This window comes from Stenotrophomonas sp. SI-NJAU-1 (assembly GCF_020883215.1).
GTDB lineage: Bacteria > Pseudomonadota > Gammaproteobacteria > Xanthomonadales > Xanthomonadaceae > Stenotrophomonas > Stenotrophomonas indicatrix.
On record NZ_CP086598.1, the window covers coordinates 1422987 to 1445938 of the forward strand.

Here is a 22952-nt window from a genome sequence, read left to right on the forward strand (position 1 = left end):
ATTCGATGCCAGATCGAATATTTCCATTGAGAAATATTTTTTTTGGAAGAGAATGCTCCCCCATGATCTGTCCTGCAACCACTCCCCCCAGCTTCGGCCTGCTGCTGCGCCAGGTGCGCGACGGCCTTGTCCGCCAGCTCGACGCGTCCATGGCCGAAGAAGACCTCGGCATCGGCTTCACCCACTACATCGGGCTGAAGGTGCTCTCGAACATGGCGCCGTGCACGGCCAACGAGCTGGCCCAGGCCATCGACCAGGTGCCCAGCGCGGTCACCCGCCTGCTGGACAAGCTGGAAGCGCTCGGTTGCGTGCGCCGTGAGCCGCATGCGCAGGACCGGCGTGCACTGCAGATCGTATTGACCGATGAAGGCCGCGCGCTGTGGGCGCGGTTGAAGCTGCGCGGCGACGCGGTGATGGATTACGCCCTGCGCGATCTGTCCGCCGACGAACGCACGCAGCTGCTGTCCCTCCTGACCCGAATCCGCGATTCCCTGACAACCCCATGAACCCGATCCCGCATCCCACTCTCCGCCGCTCCGGGCGCGCGCTGCTGCTGTCGGCGCTGGCCCTGGCGCTGGCCGCCTGCGCAAGCAGCCGTGGCCTTGACCCGCAGGGCCACGTGCTCGACGTGGACAGCCTGCACAGCGAACGTACCCTGGCCGACAGCGACCTGAGCGCCGCCGGTTTTCCTGCCCAGGACTGGTGGAAGGCACTGGGCGACGCGCAGCTGGATGCGCTGATCGCCGAAGGCCTGGCCGGCCATCCGAGCCTGGACGCCGCCGACGCGCGCCTGCGCCAGGCACAGTCGCAGGTCGGCACCGCGCGCGCCGATCGCCTGCCCAGCCTCTCCGTGTCCGGTGGCTACACCGGCCTGCGCCTGCCCGAATCGATGGCTGGCGATGAAATCGGCGGCCACTACGCTGGCAGCAGCCAGATCGCGTTCGACTTCAGCTACGGCATCGACCTCTGGGGCGGCAAGCGCGCCGCCTGGGAGGCTGCCGTGGATGGCGCCCACGCCGCGACTGTCGAAGCCCAGGCCGCGCGCCTGAACCTGTCCACCGGCATCGCCCAGGCCTATACCGACCTGGCCTACGCCTGGCAGCTCAACGACGTGGCTGAAGAAGAACTGGCGCGCTCGCAGAAGTCGCTGCAGCTGACCCGGCAGCGTCGTAGTGCCGGCATCGACAGCGACCTGCAGGTGCGCCAGGCCGAAGCCCGCGTGCCGGCCGCACAGCAGCAGTTGCTGGCGGCGCAGCAGCGCATCGATGCCGGGCGCACGGCGCTGGCCGCGCTGGTCGGCAAGGGCCCGGACCGCGGCCTGTCGATCGAACGCCCGCGGGCGATGAACCCGCTGGCCCTGCAGCTGCCGGGCGTAGTGCCCAGTGAACTGCTCGGCCGTCGCCCCGACATCGTCGCCGCGCGCTGGCGGGTGGAAGCGGCCGACAAGCAGATCAAGGTTGCCAAGACCCGGTTCTACCCGAGCTTCAACCTGACCGCGCTGGCCGGCGTGGTCGCACCGAATGTCGGCGACCTGCTGCAGAGCAGTTCCAGCTTCGCCTACATCGGCCCGGCGCTGAGCCTGCCGATCTTCGAAGGCGGCAAGCTGCGGGCCAACCTGGCCAACACCGATGCGCAGTACGACCTGGCCGTGGCGAACTACAACCAGGCGGTGCTCGATGCACTGCGCGACGTGGCCGACCAGGTCAACGCGGTGCGCTCGCTGGCGCAGCAGGCGCAGTCGCAGCAGCAGGCGGTGGATACCGCACGCGCTGCGTTCGACCTGGCCCAGCAGCGCTATCGCGCTGGCATCGGCAGCTACCTGGACGTGCTGACCGCGCAGTCCACCCTGCTGCAGTCGCAGCAGCAGCTGGCCGGCCTGCAGTCGCAGCAGCTGCAGACCTCGGTGCGCCTGAGCAAGGCGCTCGGCGGTGGTTTCCAGCCCAGTGACGCTGATGCCGCACCGCTTGCTTCCCATTCCGATTCCTCGCATTCCTGAAGACCCCTGCCATGAGCCAGACCCAAGACACTGCGGCCCCCGCCGCCCCCAACCGCCGCGGCAAGCTGTTGCGCGGCCTGTTCGTGATCGTCGTGCTGCTGCTGGCGGCACTGGCGCTGTGGTACTTCATGTTCGGCCGTTGGTTCGAAGAGACCGACGACGCCTACGTGCAGGGCAACCAGGTGCAGATCACCCCGCTGGTGGCCGGTACCGTGGTCGCCATCAACGCCGATGACGGCATGCGCGTGGAGCGCGGCCAGCTGCTGGTGCAGCTGGACCCGGCCGATACCTCGGTAGCCCTGCAGCAGGCCGAAGCCAACCTGGCCAAGACCGTGCGCCAGACCCGCGGCCTGTACCGCAGCGTCGAAGGTGCGCAGGCGGACTTGAACGCACGCCAGGTGACCCTGAAGCGCGTGCGCGACGACTTTGCACGCCGCAAGGACCTGGCCGCCACCGGCGCCATCTCCAATGAAGAGCTGGCCCACGCCCGCGACGAGCTGGCAGCTGCCGAAGCGGCCGTGGCCGGTTCGCGCGAGACCGTCGAGCGCAACCGTGCACTGGTCGATGACACCGTGATCGCCACCCAGCCGGATGTGCAGGCTGCCGCCGCTCAGCTGCGCCAGGCCTTCCTCAACAATGCACGTTCGGGCATCGTCGCGCCGGTCACCGGCTATGTCGCCCGTCGTTCGGTGCAGGTCGGCCAGCGCGTGCAGCCGGGCAATGCGCTGATGGCGGTAGTGCCGACCGAGCAGATGTGGGTCGAAGCCAACTTCAAGGAAACCCAGCTGCGGCACATGCGCCTGGGCCAGGAAGTGGAGCTGAAGTCGGACCTGTATGCCGGCGACGTCAAGTACAAGGGCCGCATCGACAGCCTGGGCCTGGGCACCGGCTCGGCGTTCTCGCTGCTGCCGGCGCAGAACGCCAGCGGCAACTGGATCAAGATCGTGCAGCGCGTGCCGGTGCGCATCGCCATCGATGCCAAGCAGCTGGCCGAACACCCGCTGCGCATCGGCCTGTCGATGAAGGCCGAGGTGAGCCTGCGCGACCAGAAGGGCGAAGTGCTGCCGAGCGCAGCCGCCAAGGGCACGGTGTTCGACACCGACGTGTATGCCAAGCAGCTGCACGATGCCGATGAGGTGATCCACACGATCATCCAGGGCAACCTGCCGCAGCAGTCCAAGGCGAGCTGAGGTCGGCCATGTCCGCACAAGCTCCAGCTGCGCCCGGCTCTCCGGGCGCACCGGCGGCGCCGGGTGCGGCCGCCGGCTTCCTGCCACCCAGTGTGGCCCTGTGCACCGTGGGCCTGGCGATGGCCTCGTTCATGCAGGTGCTCGACACCACCATCGCCAACGTCTCGCTGCCGACCATCGCCGGTAACCTGGGCGCCAGCTCGCAGCAGGCGACGTGGGTCATCACCTCGTTCGCGGTCAGCACCGCGATCGCGCTGCCGCTGACCGGCTGGCTCAGCCGTCGCTTCGGCGAGCGCAAGCTGTTCGTATGGGCCACGCTGGCCTTCGTGATCACCTCGCTGCTGTGCGGCCTGGCCCAGAGCATGGGCATGCTGGTGCTGTCGCGTGCGCTGCAGGGCTTCGTCGCCGGCCCGATGTACCCGATCACCCAGTCGCTGCTGGTCTCGATCTATCCACGGGAGAAACGCGGGCAGGCGCTGGCGCTGCTGGCGATGATCACCGTGGTGGCGCCGATCTGCGGGCCGATCCTCGGTGGCTGGATCACCGACAACTACAGCTGGGAATGGATCTTCCTGATCAACGTGCCGCTGGGCATCTTCGCTGCGCTGGTGGTGGGCAACCAGTTGAAGGGGCGCCCCGAGCACGTCGAGAAGCCGAAGATGGACTACGTCGGCCTGGTCACCCTGGTGATCGGCGTGGGCGCCTTGCAGCTGGTACTCGACCTGGGCAACGACGAAGACTGGTTCTCGTCGATGAAGATCGTGGTGCTTGCCTGCGTGGCCGTGGTGGCGCTGACCGTGTTCCTGATCTGGGAGCTGACCGACAAGGACCCGATCGTCGACCTGAAGCTGTTCCGGCACCGCAACTTCCGCGCCGGTACGCTGGCGATGGTGGTGGCCTATGCGGCGTTCTTCAGCGTGGCCCTGCTGATTCCGCAGTGGCTGCAGCGCGACATGGGCTACACCGCAATCTGGGCCGGTCTGGCAACAGCCCCGATCGGTGTACTGCCGGTGATCATGACCCCGTTCGTGGGCAAGTACGCATCGCGTTTCGACATGCGCATGCTGGCCACCATCGCGTTCGTGGTGCTGTCGATGACCAGCTTCCTGCGCTCGGGTTTCAACCTGCAGGTGGACTTCCACCATGTGGCCGGCGTGCAGCTGATCATGGGCATCGGCGTGGCACTGTTCTTCATGCCGGTGCTGCAGATCCTGCTGTCGGACCTGGATGGTCGTGAGATCGCGGCCGGCTCGGGCCTGGCCACCTTCCTGCGTACGCTGGGCGGCAGCTTCGCGGCGTCGCTGACCACCTGGCTGTGGGCACGTCGCACGCAGGTGCATCACGCGGACCTGACCGAACACATTTCGGCCTATCAGCCGGGCATGCAGGACCAGGTGGCGGCGATGGGGCAGGGCGACCTGCAACATGGCGCGGCGGTGCTGAACAACATGATCAACCACCAGGCATCGCAGATGGGCTTCAACGACATCTTCTTCCTGCTGGGCTGGATCTTCCTGGCGATCATCTCGTTCCTGTGGCTGGCCAAGCCGCCCTTCGGTGCGGGCGCGGGTGCTGCCGCCGGTGGCGGGCACTGATCGATCGCTGTCGCTGAAAAACAAAACCCCGCCGGAAGGCGGGGTTTTTGTCTGCAGTGCATCCACGCATGCATGCGAATTCCAGTAGATCCACGCCATGCGTGGATGGACGCGCGTGATCCCGGCAAACGCCGGACATGAAAAAACCCGCTTGCGCGGGTTTGATCATTGTCTGAGTCATGGTGCCCAGGAGAGGACTCGAACCTCCACGAAGTTGCCCCCGCTAGCACCTGAAGCTAGTGCGTCTACCAATTCCGCCACCTGGGCGACTCAGGAGGAGAATTTTGCAGGAAGGCTGGATATGTGTCAACACCATTTCACACATTTTTTTCTGCACCGGCTTCCGCGTGCACATCCAGATGCAGCAGCAGGCTGCGCATCGGTGGCGAGAGCGATGTCCAGTCGGCGAACGCGGCGCACAGCCGGCGTTGTGCCCACGCGTTGCCGAGTGCAACGGCGACGATGCCGGTGGCCCGCCGATGCTGCCGCGCGATCGTGCGCGGCGCGATGCCCACGCCGATGCCATGGCCCACCATCGTGCACAGGCCTTCAAAGGTCTTCATGCGGATGCGCACGTCGAGCGTGCGTCCGGCCTCTGCCGCCAGCTCTTCGATATAGGTCTGCAGCGCATTGCCGTCGGCCAGGGCAACGAAGGTCTCGCCCAGCACATCGCTGAAGTCGAGCGAGCGCCGTGCGGCGAAGCGGTGGCCGGCCGGCAGCACCATCATCAGCGGGTCTTCGGCAACGACATGTCGGTGCAGTCCATCGGCGGGAACGGCATCACTGATGATGCCGGCCTCTGCCTGGCCGGCACGGATCGCGCGCACGACTTCATTGCTGGTGCGTTCGTGCAGTTCCACGCGCAGGCGAGGGCGCTCTGCCAGCCATGGGGCCAGCCGCGCGGGCAGGTAGTTGGTCAATGCCGCGGTGTTGGCGTACAGGTGCAGCGTGCCGCGCGCACCGTGGGCGAACGCCTGCAGTTCGCCGCGCAGCTGCGCCTGCTGCTGCAGGATCAGCCGCGCGTGATGGGCCAGTGCGGCACCCGCTTCGGTGAGGCTGATGCCGCGCGGGTGACGGGTCAGCAGCGCCGTGCCAACGTCGGTTTCGATGGCGCGCAGGCGTTCGCTGGCCGATCCCAGTGCCAGATTCGCCTCCACCGCGCCGGCGGTGATGCTGCCGGCTTCGGCCACCGCCAGGAACAGGCGCAGATCGGCAATGTCCAGACGCATGTCGTTCGCTCCGCTCGGCCCTGCCTTCGGCTGGTCCGAAGGCGCGGACGGGAAGACCGCATTGTGCGCGCCTGCGGCGCCGGCTCCAATGGCGGCATGAACGAGACGACATACTTCTATGGGTTGCTGGTGGTGGTGTTCGTGCTGGCCGGGGTGGTCAAGGGCGTGACCGGCATGGGCCTGCCGACGGTGGCGATGGGACTGCTGGGCGGCGCGTTGTCGCCGGTGGCGGCGGCCTCGATGCTGTTCATTCCCACCTTCGTCACCAATGCCTGGCAGTTGCTGTCCGGGCCATCACTGGGCCGCACCCTGCGGCGGCTGTGGCCGATGATGCTGGCCGTGGTGGTGGTGACGCTGGGCTCGGCCGCGCTGCTGGTACGGGTGGATCGTGATGCCTCGCGCGCCGCGTTGGGCATGGCGCTGGTGGTGTATGCGCTGTACGCACTGGTGGCGCCGGTGTTCCGCGTACCGCAGCGGCGCGAGCGCTGGCTGGGGCCGCTGGTCGGGGCGGTGTCCGGCGTGGTCACCGGCGCCACCGGCGTGTTCGTCATGCCGGCGGTGCCGTACCTGCAGTCGCTGGGCTTGCAGCGCGAGGAGCTGGTGCAGGCACTGGGCCTGGCGTTCACCGTCTCGACGATCTCGCTGACCACCGGGCTGGTGCTCAACGGTGCGTTTGGCGTGCAGCAGCTGGGGTTGAGCGCGCTGGCGGTGCTGCCGGCGCTGCTGGGCATGTGGCTGGGGCAGGTGATCCGCCAGCGCATCAGTGCGCGCGTGTTCCGTGCCTGCTTCCTCGGCTTCCTGCTGCTGCTGGGCCTGGAGCTGATGCTGCGTTCGTGGTGGTGATGCCGACCGGACGTCAGACAAGAAAAAACCCGCTTTCGCGGGTGTTTTTCATTCTCGACATGGTGCCCAGGAGAGGACTCGAACCTCCACGAAGTTGCCCCCGCTAGCACCTGAAGCTAGTGCGTCTACCAATTCCGCCACCTGGGCGTCGAGGAGGAGAATTATGGGGTGCCGTGACGGAGGTGTCAACACCCTTCTGAAATTCCTGCGTCCAACGTGCTCAGTAGATCCACGCCATGCGTGGATGGGGGCGGCAGCCGGATTTCAGGCAAAAAAAATCCCCGCCGGAGCGAGGAGTTTTTTCGTTGGTGCCCAGAAGAGGACTCGAACCTCCACGGTTTTACCCGCTAGTACCTGAAACTAGTGCGTCTACCAATTCCGCCATCTGGGCGTTCCAGAGGCGCAATTGTGAAGATGAACACGCAGGCTGTCAACGATTTTGTGAACGTTTTTCACCCGATTGTTCAAAGACGGGCGCTGACCCGTTCTGCACGCCCACAGCGGCTACCATGGAGGGCGATGACTACCAAAAAACCAAGCAAGGGCGGGAGCAAGTCCCGCAGTGAAGCCCCCAACAAGGGCACCAAGCAGGGCACTGCCCGCAACAACAAGCCGGGCAAGCCGTTGCCGGGCTGGCTCCCCGCACTGGCCGAAGGCGGTGCACCGCCTCCGGGGCGTGGCCGCCGCAACGCCGAGCCGCCGGGCCCGGCAACGGGTCGCAAGCTGCCGCCGGCGGGCAAGGTGATCGATGATCCCTACGCCTCCCGCGAAGCGGAAAAGTACGAACAACCCATCGCCAGCCGCGAGGCCATCCTGGCCCTGCTGGAACGCTGCGAAGGGCCGCAGACGGCTGAGGAACTCGGCGCGCGCCTGGGCCTGACCGCACCGGACCGTGCCGAAGCGCTGTCGCGCCGGCTCGGCGCCATGGTCCGCGACGGCCAGCTGGTGCAGAACCGCCGCGGCGGCTTCGCGCCCATCCAGACGTTGAACCTGGTCACCGGCGTGGTGATCGCCAATCCGGAAGGGTTCGGCTTCCTGCGCCCGGTCGAGGGCGGTGACGATCTGTTCCTGCCGCCCTATGAAATGCGCAAGGTGATGCACGGCGACAAGGTGCTGGCACGTGTCACCGGCATTGACCACCGCGGCCGTCGCGAAGGCAGCATCGCCCGTGTGCTCGAGCGCGGCATGACCCGCCTGATCGGCCGCTTCAGCGTCGAGATGGGCATCAATTACGTAGTGCCCGATGACAAGCGCATCCAGCGCAACGTGCAGGTACCGCCGGACCAGACCGGCGGCGCGAACGATGGCCAGCTGGTCGTCTGCGAACTGACCCAGGCACCGGACAGCCGCCGTCCGCCGATCGGCCGCATCATCGCCGTGCTCGGCGACAAGCTGACTGCCTCGCTGGTGGTGGAAACCGCGATCCACGGCCACGAGCTGCCGTTCGAGTTCCCGCAGGAGGTGCTGGACGAAGCCGCCGCGGTACCGCTGGTGGTCGAGCCGGCGATGATCGGCGGCCGCGTCGACCTGCGCAGCACGCCGCTGGTGACCATCGATGGCGAGGACGCCAAGGACTTCGACGACGCGGTGTACTGCGAGCCGAACGCCGATGGCTTCCGTTTGGTGGTGGCCATTGCCGATGTCTCCAATTATGTCCGTCCGGGCACGCCGCTGGACGATGAAGCACAGAAGCGCGCGACCTCGGTGTACTTCCCGGGCTTCGTGGTGCCGATGCTGCCGGAAACGCTGTCCAACGGCATCTGCTCGCTGATGCCGAAGGTCGACCGCATGTGCTTCGTCTGCGACATGCAGATCGACCGCGAGGGCCAGGTGACCGGCTCGCGCTTCTACGAAGCGGTGATGAATTCGCATGCGCGCCTGACCTACACCCAGGTGTGGCAGGCGGTGGGCGAGGACGATGCCGGTGCCAAGGCCTTCATCGGCGACCTGCTGCCGCAGGTGCAGCGCCTGCACCAGCTGTACAAGGTGCTGTCGAAGGCGCGCAGCAAGCGTGGCGCGATCGAGTTTGAAAGCAGCGAAGTCCGCTTCGTACTCGACAACCGTGGTGAAGTCACCCAGGCCGGCATGCTGGTGCGCAACGATGCGCACAAGCTGATCGAGGAATGCATGATTGCGGCCAACGTGGAGGCGGCCAAGTACCTGCTGTCGCGCCATGTGCCGGCGCCTTACCGCGTGCATGAGAAGCCGCCGGAAACCAAGTACGCCGATCTGCTGGAATTCCTCAAGGAGTTCAAGCTGAGCCTGCCGCCGTGGTCGAAGGTGCGCCCTGGCGATTACACCAAGCTGCTGAAGAAGATCCGCGACCGTCCCGACGCCACGCTGCTGGAATCGGTGCTGCTGCGCAGCCAGAGCCTGGCCGTGTACAGCCCCGACAACAACGGCCACTTCGGCCTGGCGCTGGAAGCGTATGCGCACTTCACCTCGCCGATCCGTCGTTACCCGGATCTGCTGGTGCACCGGGCGATCAAGCATGCGCTGTCGGGCAAGCCGCTGGACAAGTTCACCTACACCGCTCGCGAGATGGCAGCACTGGCACTGCAGTGTTCCGAGCGTGAGCGTCGCGCCGATGAGGCCGAACGCGAAGTGGATGAGCGTTACCGCGCGGCGTGGATGGAAAAACACGTCGGTGGCCAGTTCGACGGCGTGATCAGCGGCGTGACCAGCTTTGGCCTGTTCGTGGAGTTGGCCGACTCGAAGGTGCAGGGCCTGGTGCACGTGACCCAGTTGCCGCAGGACTATTACAAGTTCGACGCGACCCGCAAGACGCTGACCGGTGAGCGCCGCGGCAGCAGTTACCGGCTGGGTGACCAGGTGCGCATCCTGGTGCTGAAGGCCAGCATGGAAGAACGCAAGATCGACTTCCGCCTGGTCGAGCACAAGGGCGAGGAAGAGGAAGCAGGCCCGGCGCCGCTGCCCGAGCGCGGCAAGCCGGCCAAGCGCGCGAAGAAGAAGTATTGAAAGCTGTGCCGACCAACGGTCGGCACCTGCCACGCCGACGCCGCCCATCCCGGTAGGCGCCGGTCCCGGGCGGCACGTCCCCATCGGTAGGTGTCGACCTTGCTCGACTCGCTCCCCATCGGTAGGTGTCGACCTTGGTCGACACGAGGTTCCGGAGGAATGCAGCAATGCAGGGCCAACCAGAATACAGCGGCGGCTGCCAGTGCGGCGCGATCCGCTTCCAGGCGCGGGGCGAGCTGACCGACAGCTCGATCTGCCACTGCCGGATGTGCCAGAAAGCCTTCGGCGCCTACTACGCGCCACTGGTGTCGGTGCGCGGTGTGCAGTTCAGCTGGACCCGTGGCCAACCGCGCTATTTCCAGTCGTCCAACGTAGTGCGGCGCGGCTTCTGCGCCGATTGCGGCACGCCATTGACCTATGAGGCCCCCGATGGCGTGGCGGTGGCCGCCGGTGCGTTCGACCAGCCTGAACGACTGCCGCCAACCCTTCAGTACGGCGTCGAGCGCAAGCTGCCCTTCGTCGATGGGCTTGGCCGGCTGCCGGCACGCCGCACGGAACAGGACATGGCCGCGCTGGAATTCCTGGCCACGGTTGTTTCCCACCAGCATCCCGACCACGACACCCCGCACTGGCCGCCGCGCTCGCGCGGGTAGCGCCGGGCCTTGCCCGGCGGGGGCGACGGACAACGGTCGCCGGGCATGGCCCGGCGCTACCGGCCAGCCGCCGCAGCGCCACGTCCGCCGATGCTCTACCATAGCCACCCCCTTTCCGGTCCTGCCCGCATGAGCAAGAACAGCCAGTGGATCGTCGGCGTCAACGCCGTCGCCTCCTCCATCGAGAACGACGCCGAGAACGTCCGCGAAGTGCTGGTCGAGGCCGGTGCGAAGAACCCGCGCCTGGTCGAAATCGAGGAAAACGCCCGCCGCAAGGGCATCGACGTGCGCAAGGTCAACAGCCAGGCGCTGGACGGCGTGGGCGGTTCGGTGCGCCACCAGGGCGTGGCTGCACGCTATGCCGCCGCCCGCACCTACAACGAGAACGAGCTGGAAGGCCTGGTCACGGCTGCGGAAGGCAAGGCCCTGCTGCTGGTGCTGGACGAGGTGCAGGACCCGCACAATCTCGGCGCCTGCCTGCGTTCGGCCGCCGCTGCCGGCGCTACCGCCGTGATCATTCCCAAGGACAAGTCGGCCACGGTCAACGCCACCGTGCGCAAGACCTCGGCCGGTGCTGCCGACCTTATTCCGGTGGTGGCGGTGACCAACCTGTCGCGCTGCCTGAAGGACCTGCAGAAGCAGGGCGTGTGGATCTACGGCCTGGCCGGTGAGGCGACTGCGTCGCTGTACCAGCTGGACCTGAAGGGCAACATCGCCCTGGTGCTGGGCGGCGAAGCCGACGGCCTGCGCCGCCTCACCCGCGAAAACTGCGATGGCCTGGTCAAGATTCCGATGCCGGGCGAGATCGAGAGCCTGAACGTCTCGGTTGCTGCCGGTGTCAGCCTGTTCGAGGCCGTGCGCCAGCGCGGTTGATCGGCATCGATCGGGGGCGTGTCACGCGCTCCCGGTAGCGCCGGGCCATGCCCGGCGATCGTGCAGCGCGGTACACGTTGGGCTGCCGCAGGGAATCGCCGGGCATGGCCCGGCGCTACCGACTACATGCATGACGCAGCGCCTTACCCCGCACTGCCTCCCAACGCCTTGAACAGCGTCACGTCGTTGTTCAACTGGCTCTGCCGCACCCGTGCCAGTGACAGTTCCGCGTCGCGCCGGGTCTGCTGCGCTTCCAGCCAGGTGCGCAGATCGGTGGCGCCCACGCGATAGCGCACTTCCTGTGCACGTTCCACTTCCACCGCTTCATCGTAGGACGCCTGCGACGCGGTTACCTGGCGCAGCAGCTGCTCGCGTGCGGACAAGGCGTTGTCCACCTCCGACAGCGCGGTGTACAGCGTCTTGCGGAAGTTGGTGGCGGCGATCTGGTAGTTGGTCCCGGCCACGTCCGTATCCAGCTGCGCGCGCTGCAGGTTGAGGAAGGGCAGCGACAGCCCAGCCCCCAGCGTCGCCACCGGATTGCGCAGCACATCGCCCAGCGAGGTGGCGCTGGAACCCAGGCTGCCGGTAAGACTCAGTGCCGGGTAGTACTGGGTGGCGGTCACCCGGATCGTCTTCAGGCTGTTGCGCAGCCGCAGTTCGGCCGCGCGCAGGTCGGGCCGGCGGCCGAGCAGGTCGGCGGGCAGGCCTTCGGCAATGCTCGGGCTCTGCGCCTCCAGCAGGTTCTGCGGTTCGTCCTGCTGCGGCCACGGCGTGCCATCCAGCAGCACGGTCAGCGCGTTGCGCACCTCCACCCGCTGTTGTTCCAGCGCGCTCTGCGCCGAACGCTGCGACTGCAGGTTCTGCAGTGCCTGGCGTACTTCCAGGCGCGAAACCGCACCGGCATCGAAGCGCGCCTGTACCAGTTCGTGCGTGCGCTGCAGCCGCTCAAGGTTGGCCTGGCCGGTGGCGATGGATTGGTTGAGGTAGGCCAGTGCCCAGTACTGGTTGATGACATCGCCGATCACCAGCAGGGCGGTGTTCTGCCGGTCTTCTTCGCTGGCGTCGGCCTCCCAGCGGGCGATGTCGCGCTGGGTGCGCAGGCGGCCCCACAGATCGATCTCCCACCCCAGCGACACGCCGGTGGAATAGCTGCGGCGCCAGTCGTCGGCCTGGTCGGTGGCGCGGCTGCCGCTGCCGCTCACGCCGGACGACGAAGGCTGCGGCCACAACGCGTTGCTGGCCAGCCCGGCCTGCAGGCGTGCACGCTGCACCGCCAGCCCGGCCGCACCGAGGTCGCTGTTGGCGGCAAGCGCCTGCGCGACGAGGCGGTCGAGGCGCTCGTCGCCGAAGCCGGTCCACCAGTTGTCCTGGCGGATGTCGCGGGCCGGGGTGTCCAGGCCACTGCGTGGGTCGTCGGCCGGTGCGTTGAGGGTCGCATCGCCACGACCATAGGTGGCGGCAACGCTGGGGTCTTCGACCGGATAGCGGCCCACGGAAGCGCAGGCGGAGAGTGCAAGCAGCACGGCGCCGGACAGCAGCAGGCGCGAGGGAGCGGGGAAGGGCAGTCGGGTCATCATCTTCATTCGCGGGCCAGGGCCTCCACCGGGTCGAGCTGGGCGGCACTGCGTGCCGGCAGGAAGCCGAACGCCACGCCGATCAGGGTCGAGCAGGCGAAGGCGGCAATGATGGAAGCGGTGGAGAACAGCACTTGGAAATCGCTGGCGAACCGGCCGATCAACACGCCCATCAGCAGTGCCAGGCCGATGCCAAGCAATCCGCCGAGCAGGCATACCAGCACCGCTTCGATCAGGAACTGCTGGCGGATGTCGCTCTGCCGCGCCCCCACCGCCATGCGCACGCCGATCTCGCGGGTGCGCTCGGTCACCGAGACCAGCATGATGTTCATCACGCCGATGCCACCGACCAGCAGCGCGATGGCGGCAATGGCGCCGATCAGCAGGGTCATCGTGCGCGTGGTCTGTTCGATGGTGTCGCGGATCTCGGCGCTGTTGCTGAGGAAGAAGTCCTCGGTGCCGTGGCGCATGGTCAGCAGCCGGGTGATCGCTTCCTGTGCCGCATCCATCGGCGTTTCATCGTTCACCCGCACGGTGATGCTGGAAACGTGGCTCTGCCCGAGCATGCGCGACATTACCGTGGTGTAGGGCACGAACACGCTCAGGCTGGTGCTGCCGCCGAAACCGAAGCTCTGCTTCTTGGCCACGCCGACCACCCGCACCGGCACGTTGCCAAGCAGGATCACCTGGCCGATCGGATCGCTATCGGGGAAGAACTGGGTCCGGGTGTTCTCATCGATCACCGCCACCTGGCCCAGCCCCTTCACCGCGTCGGTGTCGAAGAAGCTGCCGCTGAGCAGGCTCACGCCCTTCACCCGGAAGTACTGCTCGCCGACGCCGCTGATCTGCGCGGTGGCCGACTGGTTGCGGTAGCGCGCGGTGGCCGAACTGGACACGCTGGGGGTGGCGCTGTCGACGTAGCTCTGCCGTGACAGGGCATCGGCATCGCTGGCCTTGAGGGTCTGCACCCGCGCCGAACGCATGTCGCCGAAGCCGCGACCGGGGTAGACGTCGATGGTGTTGGTACCCAGCGCGCTGATGTTCTGCAGGATCTGCTGCTGCGAACCGTTGCCCAGTGCCACCACCGAGACCACCGAAGCGATGCCGATGATGATGCCGAGCATGGTCAGGAAGGTACGCAGGCGATGGGCGTTCATCGCCAGCAGGGCCATCCGGAACGCTTCGGTGAAGCGGTCGCGGGCGGCCTGCCAGCTGCTGCCATGGGCCACGCCAGCGCTCGGCTCGCGTTGCGCACGGTAGCTGGGCGCGGCCGGATTGGCACGGTCGGCGATGATCTCGCCGTCGCGGATCTCGATGATGCGCTGTGCGTGCTCGGCCACGCTCATGTCGTGGGTGACGATGATGATGGTGTGGCCTTCGGCATGCAGTTCGCCGAGGATGGCCATCACCTCTTCGCCGGATTTCGTGTCCAGGGCGCCGGTCGGTTCGTCGGCCAGGATCACCTCGCCACCGTTCATCAACGCGCGCGCGATCGACACGCGCTGCTGCTGGCCACCGGACAGCTGCCCGGGTTTGTGGTGCATGCGGTCGGCCAGGCCCAGCCGCTGCAGCAACTGCTCGGCACGCGCAGTGCGCACCGGGCCGGGGCTGCCGGCATACACCGCCGGCACGGCCACATTGCCGCGTGCGTCGAGATCACCCAGCAGGTGGTAGCGCTGGAAGATGAAACCGAAGTGCTCGCGGCGCAGCTCGGCCAGCTCGTCGGGCGCCATTTTCCCGGTCTCGCGGCCCGCCACCTGGTAGCTGCCACGGGTCGGGCGGTCCAGGCAGCCGAGGATGTTCATCAACGTGGACTTGCCCGACCCGGACTGGCCGACGATCGCCACCATCTCGCCGGCATGGATGTCCAGGTTGACGTCGCGCAGCACGGCGATGACATCCTCGCCGGCCGGGAATTCGCGCCGCAGGTCGCGCAGGCGCAGCAGTGGCGCCGTCATGCTCATCGGCGCCCCATGCCCGGGCCGCCGACCCGCATCTGCATGCCGCCACGGTTGCCGCCGCCCGCGGCTGCCGCAGCGCCGCCTTCGCCGACCACCACGCGCTCGCCTTCCTTCAGGCCGGACAGCACCTCGACGTTGGCGCCGTTGTTGATGCCGACCTTGATCCTGCGCGGCTGCGGCTGGCCCTTGTCGTCGACCACCCGCACGATGCGCTCGCCATCGCGCGACTTCGGTCCCAGTGCAACGGCCGGCACCATCAGCACGCCCTTGGCCTGCTTGAGCAGCACCGATACCTGTGCGGTCATGTCGATGCGCAGGGTGCCATCGGGGTTTTCGACGTCGAACAACGCGTTGTAGTAGACCGCGCTGCTGGAGCTGGAACTGGACGAGCTGCTGGAACTGGACGAGCTTTCGTTGGCGATCGACGCCGGTGCCGGATTGATCTGCCGCAGCGTAGCGTGGTACTTGCGGTCCGGGTCACCCAGCGTGGTGAAGTACACCGGCATGCCGGCCTTGATCTTGACCACGTCGGCCTCGGACACCTCGGCATTGACGGTCACTACGTCCAGCCGTGCCAGCATCACGATGGTCGGCGCGGTCTGGTTGGCGTTCACCGTGCGGCCTTCCTCGGCCACTACCGCCACCACGGTGCCGTCCATCGGCGCGACGATGCGGGTGTAGGCCAGGTTGGCACGGGCAGTGCCCAGCTCGGTTTCGCGGCCCTTGATCTGCGCCTCGTAGGACTGCAGCTGCGCACGCGCAGTCTTCAGCTGGGCCTCGGCGGCATCGTATTCCTGGCGCGAAGTGGCTTCGGCAGCCAGCATCTGCTGCTGGCGCGCGAACTCCAGTTCGGCCTGGCGCAGGGTGGCCTGCTGCACTGCGCGCTGCGCGGTCACCTGGTCCAGCGAGGCCTGCGCGTTGAGCACCTGGTTCTGCTGGGTGGTGGCGTCGATCTCGGCGATCAGGTCGCCTTCCTTCACCGTATCGCCCAGCTGCACCTTCAGCGACTTGATCTGGCCGGAGGCCTGCGCGCCGACGCTGACCAGCTTGTAGGCGTCGATCACGCCGGTAGCTTCCACCGTCTGCTCGATGTCGCCGCGGCTGACCGGGGTGGTCGCCAGCGCCGGTGCGGCCGGCTTGCGCAGCAGCCACCAGGCGGATACAGCGGCGATCAGGACAATCAGGGCGATCAACATCAGGCGACCCTTGCGGGTCGCGGGCAACAGGCGGGAGATCACGTGGCGGCTTCACTCTGGGGGCCGCAGTGGCGGCGTTGGTGGGCATTGTGAAGATCGAGCGACGCCGCGCTCAATCCTCGGGGTGTGTCTCTGTGTAACACTGTCTGAGAGACTGCGTATCGGCAGGTATCCCGCATTGCGGGGGATACAGTGGTACGCATTGGCCTGGATGCGGTTCAGCTGCCGACACGGGATGATTCGCGACATGGAGACTGAAAACCCGATGCACCGTTTGCTGATCGTCGATGACGATAACGATATCCGCACCCTGCTGGCCGAGCAGCTCGGCCGTGCTGGCTACCAGGTCAGCACCGCCGCCGATGGCACCAGCATGCGCCAGCTGCTGGAACGCGAACACGTGGACCTGATCGTGCTCGACCTCAACCTGCCGCGCGAGGATGGCCTGACCCTGTGCCGCGACCTTCGCGCGCGCTCGAACACGCCGGTGATCATGCTCACCGCGCGCGCCGAGCCGATCGACCGCGTACTCGGCCTGGAAATGGGCGCCGACGACTACCTGGCCAAGCCGTTCGAGCCGCGTGAACTGCTGGCGCGCATCCGCAACGTGCTGCGCCGCACCGAAGCGCTGCCGGCCAACCTGGAACCGCTGGCGGTGCGCCGTGCGCGTTTCTCACGCTGGATCTTCGACCTGGAGCATCGCCACCTGGTCGATCCGGACGGGCGCGTGGTGGTGCTGTCCGGGGCCGAATTCCGCCTGCTGCGGGTGTTCATCGCCCATGCCAACAAGGTGCTCTCGCGCGAGCAGCTGGTGGCCCTCAGCAGCGGCCGCAACTATGAAGCGCAGGACCGGGCGATCGACCTGCAGGTCAGCCGGCTGCGCAACAAGCTGGCCGATGACGGTGGCCCCGATGGCCTGATCAAGACCGTGCGCAACGAAGGCTATGTGCTGGCCTCGGCCGTCAACCTGGAATAAGCCGCGATGAAGCGCCTGCGCCACTTCCTGTCCTCGATGGTCGGACGGCTGTTCGTGATCCTGCTGCTGGGCATGAGCGTGGCAGCGATCGGCGCGACCATGCTGGCCAGTTCCAAGCGGCAGCAGGAATTCGAGCGGCAGAACCTGAACCGCATCGCCGACCGCCTGCAGGGCTACATCAACCTGCTCGACGGCAACCCGGAGCTGCGCGAGCGGCTGCTGGAGATCGGTGGCCCCAGCGTGCGGGCACTGCAGCCCGGCGCGCGCATCGGGCGGGCCGACAAGGCGCTGATGGAAGTACTGGAAGACCGCCCGGGCCCGGTGTCGCGGGCGCATGTGCACTTCGCCTCGTTCCGTTCGTGCATTCCCAAGCTGCAGGAACTGCTGCCGCCACCGCCGCCGGGTCACCGCAAGCCGCCACACGAGCGCGATCCCACCTTCATTCCGCCCAAGTGCCGGGCGGTGGACGTGGTGCTCAATGACGGCACGTTGCTGAAGCTCGCCCTGGATTCGCCGGCGATCGCGCACAACGGCATCCTTGCCGTGGACCCGCTGTTCCTGACCCTGCTGGTACTGGCCATTGCCGTGCTGGCCTACGTGGTTGCACGCATGGCCAGTGCGCCGCTGCAGGAGCTGGCGGCCGCCGCCGAAGACCTGGGCGATGACCTGCAGCGGGCACCCTTGCCGCTGCGCGGGCCGCGCGAAGTGCGGCGCGCCGCCGAAGCCTTCAATGCAATGCAGCACCGGCTGCAGCGCCACCTGGCCGAACGCACGCAGATGCTGGCGGCGATCACCCACGACCTGCAGACGCCCTTGACCCGGCTGCGCCTGCGCCTGGAAAACGTGACCGACGAGACGCTGCGCGAGCGCCTGATCGGCGACCTGGCTGCGATGCAGGCGCTGGTACGCGAGGGGCTGGAACTGGCCCGGAGTGCGGAGAGTGCCGAACAGCGCGCCGCGCTGGATCTGGATTCACTGCTGGAGAGCATCGTCGAGGACACCGCCGAGGACGGCGCCGACGTCGTTTTCGAAGGCCGCAGCGGCGCGGTACTGATGCTGCGCCCGTTGGCGATGCACCGCCTGTTCTCCAATCTGGTGGACAACGCGGTGATGTACGCGCAACGCGCCCGGGTACGCGTTGAACGCGGCGAGGACACGATTACGGTGGTCGTTGCCGATGATGGCCCCGGGCTGGCCGATGACCAGCTGGAAGCGGTGTTCGACCCATTCGTGCGGGTGGAGACATCACGTTCGCGCGAGACCGGCGGTGCCGGCCTGGGCCTGACCATCGCCCGCGCGCTGGCGGAGAAGGACGGCGCCCGGTTGTGGTTGCGCAACCGCCCCGAGGGTGGGCTGGAAGCGGTGGTGCAGTGGTCGGCCAGCGCCGAGGCGCGCTAGCAGCGTCGATCCCGGCCCGGGCCCGGTTGCGCCGGGCTGCCCGGGTGCGGTGACGCCGGCGACAGGGTTTGCCCTATCATCTGCGTACTTCCCCATTCTTCCTCCGATGAGCCTGCCTGTTCCTGCCGGCATGCCGCCCTGCGCGGTGCGGCTGTCCCTGTTCGCGTCTGCTGCCGCCACCGGCATCCGCAGCTGGCCGCCGCCGCCGCGCTGATGGGCGGGCAGGGGACGGGCAGGCGCCGGGCCGGGCGCCACGCGGAGAACATCGGTCGCCTGCTGCGGCTGGGTGTGCTGTGGCTGCTGCTGGCGGTTGCCGCGCCATTGGCCGCGCAAGGTGGCGCGCCGCCACTGCGTGACTACGCCATCGATGTGTGGACCTCGCGTAATGGTCTGCCGCACAACTCGCTGCGCGACATCGCGCAGACCCCGGAAGGCCATCTGTGGTTCGCCACCTGGGAAGGCCTGGTGCGCTACAACGGCCTGGATTTCACCGTGTTCGACCGCAGCACCCGGCCGGGGCTGCGCGACAACGGCATCGGCGCGCTGCTGGTCGACCCGCAGGGCGGTCTGTGGATCAGCGATTCGCGCGGCAATGTCAGCCACCGTGGCAGCGATGGCCGGTGGCGGGTCTGGGAACATCAACCGGATACGCCGCAGGTGCTGATCCAGTCCATGCAGATGGACAGCCAAGGGCGCCTGTGGCTGTTGTACGAGGGCAAGGGCATCGGCTATCTGACCCCGGACAAGGGCATCGTCTACCAGCGCCCGCCGCCGGACCTGCCGCTGGCGATGAGTTTCACCAAGATGGCGGTCGACGCGCAGGACCGGGTCTGGATCGGCACCCTCGACGGCCTGGTGCTGCGCGACAACAACGGCGTACTGCAGCGCGCGCCGGCGGTGTGGGGCGTGGACAAGGGCCTGTCGTGGCCCTATCGCGCACCCGATGGCGCGCTGTGGATCGTCGCGGGCGAGCGCCTGTATCGGGTGGAGGGCGATCGCCTGGTGCTGATGCATCGGCTGCCCGGACAGCTGCACTTGACCGCCATGCTGCAGGACCGCCATGGCGACCTGTGGCTGGGCACCGAGAACCAGGGCCTGCTGCGCATCTCGGCGCATGGCCTGGAGCGCCTGCCGGCAGGTCTGAACCTGCCCGGCGGGCGTGTGGTCAGCCTGCGCGAGGACGCTGAAGGCAGCATATGGGTAGGCGCCAACGGCGGTCTGTATCGCCTGCGCGAAACCCTGTTCAGCAGTTACACCGAACGCGACGGGCTCAGCGGCGACTACGTGCGCACGGTGCTCGAAGACCGTGACCGGCATCTTTGGGTGGGCAGCGCCAGCGGCCTGGACCTGCAGACCGCCGACGGTCGATTCCGCGCGATACCGCTGCACAACCGCGGTGGCAAGGCGCCCTCGGTACTGAGCCTGGCGCAGGATGCCGGCGGCGATCTGTGGGTGGGCACCTTCGGCGACGGCATCTACCGCTTGCACGCCGATGGACGGCTTCGCCACAACTACGCGGTGGCCGATGGCCTGCCCGGCGGCAACATCCGTGCGATCAGCATCGCGCCCGACGGCGTGGTCTGGGCGGGAACACAGAAGGGCGTGGTCCGCATCGAAGGCGACGAGGTGAGCGTGCCCACGATTGCGGGCATGCCGGCAGGCCTGACCACCGCGCTGGAACACGATCACCAGGGAAATCTGTGGATCGGCACCATTGAAGGCGTCCGCGTGCTGCGCGGTGACCGGGTACAGTCGATCGACCTGGCGCCGCTGGGCGGGGGCCGCAGCGTGTTCGGCTTCCATCAGATCGGCGATGCGATGTGGATCAGCAGCGACCGCGGGCTGTATCGCTGGCAGGCGGGGACGCTGGCACGGGTGGGCCTGGAGCAGGGCATGCCGGTGGACGCGGTGTTCCAGCTGGTGCCCGACCGCTTGGGCAATGTGTGGGTCAGCAGCAACCGAGGTGTGCTGCGCACCGACATGGCCACGCTCAACGCGGTGGCCGATGGGCGTGCACCGCGGGTGACGGTGGAGCGCTACAACGAGATCGATGGCATCGCCAACGCGCAGGCCAACGGCAGCTCCGGCCCGTCGGCGATCCTGCGCCATGACGGCACCTTCTGGGTGGTGACCGCCGGCGGCCTGAGCATGGTCGACCCGCAGCGGCTGCAGCGTTTCCGTGAACGCCCGGCACCGCCTGCGGCAATCGAGAACGTACAGGTCGACGGTGCGCCGGTGCACTGGGAAGGCCGCGAGCGCAACCTGATACCCGGTGGGCGACGGCTTGCGGTGAGCTACGTGGGTCTGAGCTACCTGATGTCCGACCGCATCCGCTACCGCACGCGGCTGGAGGGGCTGGACAACGGTTGGGTGGAGCGCGGCCCGCAGCGCAGCGTGGAATTCGTTGGTCTGCCGCCGGGTGATTACACGCTGCACGTGGCCGCCGCGCACCCGGGCGGCAGCTGGGGTCATCAGGAAGCGGTGTGGAACTTCACCGTCGAGCCGTTCTGGTGGCAGCGGCACAGCGTGCAGGCGCTGATCGGGCTGATGCTGCTGTCCGCGCTGGTGGCGCTGTACCGCTTCCTGCTGCAGCAGTACAAGGCCAGCAACCTGCGCCTGGCACAGCGCGTGGACGAGGCGACCTTCGACCTGCAGGCGCAGACCGTGCACCTGCAGGCCCTGAACCAGGAGAAGACCGAGCTGGCCGAGCGCCTGGCGCGGCAGGCCGAGGCGTTCGAACGGCAGGCCCGCGAAGACGCGCTGACCCGGCTGGCCAACCGTCGCGGCTTCGACGAGGCGCTGGCCCGTGACTTCGCCCGCGCCCAGCGCAGCGGCCATCCGCTGTGCCTGGTGGTGCTGGACATCGACCACTTCAAGGATGTCAACGACCAGCACAGCCACAGCATCGGTGATGCGGTACTGGTGGAAGTGGCCCAGGTGATCGCCGCCGCCAGCCGCGATTCGGACCTGCCGGCACGCACCGGCGGCGAAGAATTCGCGCTGCTGCTCAATGACACCCGGCTGGAGGAGGCGGCGCAGCTGTGCGCGCGCCTGCGTGGCCTGTTCCATGACCACCCGGACTGGGCCGGCATCCCGGGCCTGCGGGTGACCTTCAGCGCCGGCCTGGTGGAACTGGACGGCGACGACCGCACCCCGGCACTGCTGTACCAGCGCGCCGACCGCGCGTTGTACCGCGCCAAGAGTGACGGCCGGGATCGCACGAGCATCGGTTGATCCACTGCAAAGCATCCACGCATGGCGTGGATCTACTGGCATTGCCGTACCAACAGTCGGCACCCATCGAGCGCAGCGACCCGCTGTTGCTCCCGCTTTTCTGATCTTCCCGTGGCGCCCGGGAAACTGTCCAAGGCCGGGCAGGGTGGGTTCGCGGGGTATCCGCGCCATGGATGGCGCGGCTAAGCCCCCAAGGATGGGTTTACGGCGTCCCCCGCGAATCCATCCTGCCCGGCCTCACCCGCAATGCCGATTCGCCACGAGGGGCTCCGCCGTTGGCTGCTTCACCGCGGCCAGGCGTTGGCGATCGTGCAGAACAACCGCGCCGTCTGCTCGGTGTCATACACCGCGCTGTGCGCCTCGTTGGCGTCCCAGCCCAGCCCGGCCGCCGTGGCCGCGCGTGCCAGCACCGTCTGGCCATAGGCGATGCCCGCCAGGGTGACCGTGTCGAACACGCTGAAGGGGTGGAACGGGTTGCGCTTGTGCCCGGTACGGGCCACCGCGGCGTTGACGAAGCCCAGATCGAAATGGGCGTTGTGGCCGACCAGGATCGCGCGCTGGCAGCCGTACTTCTTCATCGCTGCGCGCACCGGGGTGAAGATGTGGTCCAGCGCGGCCTTTTCTTCCTTGGCCAGCCGGAACGGGTGGTCGAGGATGATGCCGGTCACTTCCAGCGACTTCGGGTCGATCTCCAGCCCCTCGGCCGGCACTACGTGGGCGCTGGCGGTCTGGCCGGGATAGAGCAGGCCGTTCTCGTCCATCTCGATCGGCACGGCGGCGATTTCCAGCAGCGCGTTGCGCTGACTGTCGAAGCCGCCGGTTTCAACATCCACCACCACCGGCAGGAAGCCGCGGAAGCGTTGTGACATCGCGCGCTGCGCCTGGGGTACGTCGGAAGCAGGGAGGGCGGCAGGTGCGGAAGTGGGGTCGGTCATGCATGGATTCTAGCAGAGCGACCCTGAGCGACCGGGATCCCGGTAGGTGCCAGCCTTGGTTGGTACCCTGCGCGCCGACCAAGGTTGGCATCTACCGGACGGCGCGACGTGCGCCGACCACGGCGCCCGGGATCCTGGTAGGTGCCAACCTTGGTTGGCACACTACGCGCCGACCAAGGTCGGCATCTACCGGACGGCGTGACGTGCGCCGACCAAGGTCGGCATCTACCGGACGGCGTGACGTGCGCCGACCAAGGTCGGCATCTACCGCACGGCGTGACGTGCGCCGACCAAGGACGACATTTACCGGACCGCGCGAC

Annotated in this window: 16 protein-coding genes and 3 tRNA genes; 11 read left to right on the forward strand and 8 right to left on the reverse strand. The window is 67.6% G+C overall.

All coding sequences use genetic code 11. The annotated features are described in order from the left end of the window. Positions 1-62 precede the first annotated feature (62 nt). Genes emrR through emrB form a run of 4 tightly spaced genes read left to right on the forward strand, consistent with a single transcriptional unit; the run spans position 63 to position 4781 of the window. Positions 63-506, forward strand: a complete 444-nt coding sequence (emrR, locus tag LMF57_RS06550; RefSeq protein ID WP_025877626.1) for a multidrug efflux system transcriptional regulator EmrR — start codon at positions 63-65, stop codon at positions 504-506. Then, positions 503-1996, forward strand: coding sequence for a multidrug efflux transporter outer membrane subunit EmrC (gene emrC / locus LMF57_RS06555; protein WP_229291124.1), 1494 nt, complete (start codon positions 503-505; stop codon positions 1994-1996). The genes emrR and emrC overlap by 4 nt, the downstream gene beginning before the upstream one ends. 11 nt (positions 1997-2007) lie before the next feature. Next, on the forward strand, positions 2008-3186 hold the full coding sequence (gene emrA / locus LMF57_RS06560) for a multidrug efflux MFS transporter periplasmic adaptor subunit EmrA (RefSeq protein WP_099783412.1): 1179 nt from the start codon (positions 2008-2010) through the stop codon (positions 3184-3186). Between the two features lie 8 nt (positions 3187-3194). Next, a complete protein-coding gene (gene emrB / locus LMF57_RS06565; RefSeq protein WP_025877622.1) occupies positions 3195-4781 on the forward strand; it encodes a multidrug efflux MFS transporter permease subunit EmrB in 1587 nt (528 codons plus the stop codon). Between the two features lie 180 nt (positions 4782-4961). On the opposite strand, the gene LMF57_RS06570 is transcribed toward emrB, so the two are convergent. Together LMF57_RS06570 and LMF57_RS06575 are read right to left on the reverse strand one after the other, a co-directional pair. Next, positions 4962-5048 (reverse strand) — tRNA-Leu (locus LMF57_RS06570). Between the two features lie 50 nt (positions 5049-5098). Continuing rightward, positions 5099-6010, reverse strand: a complete 912-nt coding sequence (locus LMF57_RS06575; RefSeq protein WP_229291125.1) for a LysR substrate-binding domain-containing protein — start codon at positions 6008-6010, stop codon at positions 5099-5101. 96 nt (positions 6011-6106) lie between these two features. Between LMF57_RS06575 and LMF57_RS06580 the strand changes: the two genes are divergently transcribed. Next, on the forward strand, positions 6107-6853 hold the full coding sequence (locus LMF57_RS06580; protein ID WP_229291126.1) for a sulfite exporter TauE/SafE family protein: 747 nt from the start codon (positions 6107-6109) through the stop codon (positions 6851-6853). Positions 6854-6913: 60 nt separating this feature from the next. Here the strand turns inward: LMF57_RS06580 and LMF57_RS06585 are convergent. Next, a tRNA-Leu gene (locus LMF57_RS06585) sits at positions 6914-7000 on the reverse strand. A gap of 159 nt (positions 7001-7159) precedes the next feature. Beyond that, positions 7160-7244 (reverse strand) — tRNA-Leu (locus LMF57_RS06590). Between the two features lie 128 nt (positions 7245-7372). On the opposite strand from LMF57_RS06590, the gene rnr reads away from it, so the two are divergent. From rnr to rlmB, 3 genes are all read left to right on the forward strand, one after another. Further along, positions 7373-9832 carry a ribonuclease R gene (gene rnr, locus LMF57_RS06595; RefSeq protein ID WP_229291127.1) on the forward strand — a complete coding sequence of 820 codons (2460 nt, stop codon included), beginning with the start codon at positions 7373-7375 and terminating at the stop codon, positions 9830-9832. Positions 9833-9999: 167 nt separating this feature from the next. Beyond that, positions 10000-10485, forward strand: a complete 486-nt coding sequence (locus LMF57_RS06600) for a GFA family protein (RefSeq protein ID WP_117309921.1) — start codon at positions 10000-10002, stop codon at positions 10483-10485. A 129-nt stretch (positions 10486-10614) separates the two neighbouring features. Further along, complete coding sequence (gene rlmB, locus LMF57_RS06605) at positions 10615-11358, forward strand: 23S rRNA (guanosine(2251)-2'-O)-methyltransferase RlmB (RefSeq protein WP_025875407.1); 744 nt, start codon at positions 10615-10617, stop codon at positions 11356-11358. Positions 11359-11501: 143 nt separating this feature from the next. Here the strand turns inward: rlmB and LMF57_RS06610 are convergent, their stop codons facing one another. From LMF57_RS06610 to LMF57_RS06620, 3 genes are read right to left on the reverse strand one after another with little or no spacing between them, the layout of a single operon-like run. Further along, the gene (locus LMF57_RS06610; RefSeq protein WP_324255957.1) at positions 11502-12941 is read right to left on the reverse strand and encodes an efflux transporter outer membrane subunit; all 1440 of its coding nucleotides are present in this window, start codon (positions 12939-12941) and stop codon (positions 11502-11504) included. Then, a complete protein-coding gene (locus tag LMF57_RS06615; RefSeq protein ID WP_208082219.1) occupies positions 12938-14896 on the reverse strand; it encodes a MacB family efflux pump subunit in 1959 nt (652 codons plus the stop codon). The genes LMF57_RS06610 and LMF57_RS06615 overlap by 4 nt, the downstream gene beginning before the upstream one ends. Then, positions 14893-16131 (reverse strand): efflux RND transporter periplasmic adaptor subunit, encoded by a 1239-nt coding sequence (locus tag LMF57_RS06620; protein WP_117309923.1) that lies wholly within the window; start codon positions 16129-16131, stop codon positions 14893-14895. Before LMF57_RS06620 ends, LMF57_RS06615 begins: the two co-directional genes overlap by 4 nt. A gap of 205 nt (positions 16132-16336) precedes the next feature. Here LMF57_RS06620 and LMF57_RS06625 point away from each other — a divergent pair, with 205 nt between their 5' ends. From LMF57_RS06625 to LMF57_RS06635, 3 genes are all read left to right on the forward strand, one after another. Continuing rightward, the gene (locus LMF57_RS06625; RefSeq protein WP_025875399.1) at positions 16337-17065 is read left to right on the forward strand and encodes a response regulator; all 729 of its coding nucleotides are present in this window, start codon (positions 16337-16339) and stop codon (positions 17063-17065) included. Positions 17066-17071: 6 nt separating this feature from the next. Then, positions 17072-18463: an ATP-binding protein gene (locus LMF57_RS06630; RefSeq protein ID WP_117309924.1), complete on the forward strand. Its 1392-nt coding sequence runs from the start codon at positions 17072-17074 to the stop codon at positions 18461-18463. Positions 18464-18676: 213 nt separating this feature from the next. Then, positions 18677-21697: a ligand-binding sensor domain-containing diguanylate cyclase gene (locus tag LMF57_RS06635; protein ID WP_117309925.1), complete on the forward strand. Its 3021-nt coding sequence runs from the start codon at positions 18677-18679 to the stop codon at positions 21695-21697. Positions 21698-21981: 284 nt separating this feature from the next. Here the strand turns inward: LMF57_RS06635 and rnt are convergent, their stop codons facing one another. Further along, positions 21982-22566 carry a ribonuclease T gene (rnt, locus tag LMF57_RS06640; protein WP_005408782.1) on the reverse strand — a complete coding sequence of 195 codons (585 nt, stop codon included), beginning with the start codon at positions 22564-22566 and terminating at the stop codon, positions 21982-21984. Positions 22567-22952 lie beyond the last annotated feature (386 nt).

Excerpts from the sequence above, each read along its gene's own strand:
- LMF57_RS06635 (WP_117309925.1), top strand. The coding sequence starts at position 18,677 with ATGGGCGGGCAGGGGACGGGCAGGCGCCGGGCCGGGCGCCACGCGGAG.
- LMF57_RS06630 (WP_117309924.1), top strand. The coding sequence starts at position 17,072 with ATGAAGCGCCTGCGCCACTTCCTGTCCTCGATGGTCGGACGGCTGTTC.
- LMF57_RS06610 (WP_324255957.1), bottom strand. The coding sequence starts at position 12,941 with ATGAAGATGATGACCCGACTGCCCTTCCCCGCTCCCTCGCGCCTGCTG.
- LMF57_RS06615 (WP_208082219.1), bottom strand. The coding sequence starts at position 14,896 with ATGAGCATGACGGCGCCACTGCTGCGCCTGCGCGACCTGCGGCGCGAA.
- rnr (WP_229291127.1), top strand. The coding sequence starts at position 7,373 with ATGACTACCAAAAAACCAAGCAAGGGCGGGAGCAAGTCCCGCAGTGAA.
- LMF57_RS06625 (WP_025875399.1), top strand. The coding sequence starts at position 16,337 with ATGGAGACTGAAAACCCGATGCACCGTTTGCTGATCGTCGATGACGAT.
- emrB (WP_025877622.1), top strand. The coding sequence starts at position 3,195 with ATGTCCGCACAAGCTCCAGCTGCGCCCGGCTCTCCGGGCGCACCGGCG.
- emrR (WP_025877626.1), top strand. The coding sequence starts at position 63 with ATGATCTGTCCTGCAACCACTCCCCCCAGCTTCGGCCTGCTGCTGCGC.
- LMF57_RS06575 (WP_229291125.1), bottom strand. The coding sequence starts at position 6,010 with ATGCGTCTGGACATTGCCGATCTGCGCCTGTTCCTGGCGGTGGCCGAA.
- emrA (WP_099783412.1), top strand. The coding sequence starts at position 2,008 with ATGAGCCAGACCCAAGACACTGCGGCCCCCGCCGCCCCCAACCGCCGC.
- LMF57_RS06600 (WP_117309921.1), top strand. The coding sequence starts at position 10,000 with ATGCAGGGCCAACCAGAATACAGCGGCGGCTGCCAGTGCGGCGCGATC.
- emrC (WP_229291124.1), top strand. The coding sequence starts at position 503 with ATGAACCCGATCCCGCATCCCACTCTCCGCCGCTCCGGGCGCGCGCTG.
- rlmB (WP_025875407.1), top strand. The coding sequence starts at position 10,615 with ATGAGCAAGAACAGCCAGTGGATCGTCGGCGTCAACGCCGTCGCCTCC.
- rnt (WP_005408782.1), bottom strand. The coding sequence starts at position 22,566 with ATGTCACAACGCTTCCGCGGCTTCCTGCCGGTGGTGGTGGATGTTGAA.
- LMF57_RS06580 (WP_229291126.1), top strand. The coding sequence starts at position 6,107 with ATGAACGAGACGACATACTTCTATGGGTTGCTGGTGGTGGTGTTCGTG.